The 2,049-nt window shown below is 41.7% G+C and carries 1 protein-coding gene; it reads right to left on the minus strand.

Annotated features, from left to right (window positions below; all coding sequences use genetic code 11):
- Nucleotides 1–449 precede the first annotated feature (449 nt).
- Nucleotides 450–1,996 (minus strand): IS3 family transposase gene (locus tag ND6B_RS11255; protein ID WP_152569104.1). Its coding sequence is split into 2 segments (ribosomal slippage): nucleotides 450–1,516 and nucleotides 1,516–1,996, totalling 1,548 coding nucleotides; the frame shifts between segments, so codons are not numbered across the junction.
- Nucleotides 1,997–2,049: the final 53 nt, after the last annotated feature.

The raw sequence follows: 2,049 nt of genomic DNA on the forward strand, positions 1-2,049 counted from the left end.
TGCGCGGCATAAAGCCCCGCCTACAAAACATTCTTACCACAGAGTACACCGAGGCGCTTCGCGCTACACAGAGAAGACAAAGCAAATAAAACATGTTTTTAATCATTTTCTCTGTGTGCTCTGCACCCTCAGTGGTAAATAGAATCTCTTCAAGATCTTTTTGCACAAAGAGAAGTGAATGAGCAGTAAATGAGAAAACAATAACCATGAGCCCGAGTGATTAATTGTTTTTTCACTAGCTCTAAAAGCACAGCGTCTCTTAACCTCTTTGTGAATAAATTTATTACCTAAAACCACATGCGCGGAATAAACCCGCAGCTACACCAGTCAATCTTAACCCGCTTCTCGCAACTCGTCGCCCGTGAACTTTCACCTTTCACCTTTCACCTTTCACCTTTCACCTTTCACCTTCGGAGTTTTTCAAGTTAGTTGTCGCCTCAAGTTAAATTTTATGCCGCCCGCATTTCTTCTTTTTTCTCAGGATTCAAATTTATTTCGTTTATCATTGACCAATCTCGTGACTTTCCTGACCAACGACTTGGGTTATTCAATTTAGCAGCATCGTTTACCTGCTGACGCTTGGCTAATATCTCTTTATCTAAACCTGAATGACGTTGATTTGGCGTCACAAATTTTATACCACTGTGTAGGTGCTCATTATTGTACCAATCAACGAATCCGCTTACCCATTCTCTTGCTGCGCTTATATCTTCAAATGCCTTTTCTGGGTATTCTGGGCGATACTTTAACGTTTTAAATAACGACTCAGAGTACGGGTTGTCATTACTTACTGACGGTCGGCTAAATGATGGCACAATGCCTAGCTCCTGTAATGTTGCCAACAATGTCGCGCCTTTCATTGGGCTGCCATTATCTGAGTGCAACGTGACTTGCTCTCGCTTTATTTGCTCTCGACTGCAAATATCCTTCATTAAATCTGCGGCTAATTCACTTAACTGTGTGTCGTGAACCTGCCAACCGACAACCTTTCGACTAAAAATGTCCATCACTAAATATAAGTATAAAAACTGCCCTTTTACGCTCGTTGGTAAATAGGTGATATCCCAGGTATACACTTCATTTGCACGCACTGCCTTCAATGCTCTTGGCTTTTTCATCGGCTTTGCCGGCTTTACTTTTTCTCTATGCGTTAATAAGTTATGTGCCTTCATGACACGATAAAATGAACTTTCAGACGCTATCCATATGCCGTTATCAAGCAGCTTAGGGACTATTTTACTGGCCGGTAAATGCCCATACTCAGTTGAGTTAACCGTATTAATAATACGCTGCCGCTCTAACTCTGTGAGACGATTTGGCGGCCGTTTTATCGTACTTGTTCGCTTGTCAGTCATATTGTCAGCTTCAATCCAACGTTGAACGGTTCTTGCCGTCAGCCCAAGTAACTCACATGCTTTTTCTTTCCTTGCCCCTGAATCCTGCGCGTTTGTAATAAGCTTTATTAATTCATGTCGCTCAGCCAGTGTTGTTAATCGTCCTCGTTGAAACCCCAGAGTGCATCCGCTTTTTTTTTGAGAACAAGCAGAGCGGCTGTTTCAGCTAAGGCCTTATCTTTACGATTCAGTTCTTTTTGCAGCTGTTTTATCTCTTGCTTAAGCTGTTTACTGTCTGATTTAACTAGTTTCGTTGTAGGTCCTTGGGCAAAATCTTGCTTCCACTGCTTAATATGATGCGGGTAAAGCCCTTTATTACGACAGTATTCATTAATGGCTGTTTCATCTAAATGACCACAGTCAATAATCGCGCTGAGTCTTTCTTCTAAACTCCAGTCTTGTGGTCGTTTTTCTGCTGTCATTTGGCTACCCGTCTGGTGTGTTTCAAGTTGATGTTTTTTTGCGAGTGCTATCCAACGCTGTAACGTTGAATAACCGACACCTAAATCATCTGCAATATCTTCTAAGCGAACATCATCACATTGAGATAATGCTTTTTCAACCGCTTGAACTTTAAATTCTTGTGTAAATCGACGTCTCATTATATCTGCCTCTATTAAAAGTTAGAGGCGACAACTATCCTGACACAGGGGGC

The sequence above is a fragment of the Pseudoalteromonas sp. ND6B genome, assembly GCF_000764215.1.
Lineage (GTDB): Bacteria > Pseudomonadota > Gammaproteobacteria > Enterobacterales > Alteromonadaceae > Pseudoalteromonas > Pseudoalteromonas tetraodonis.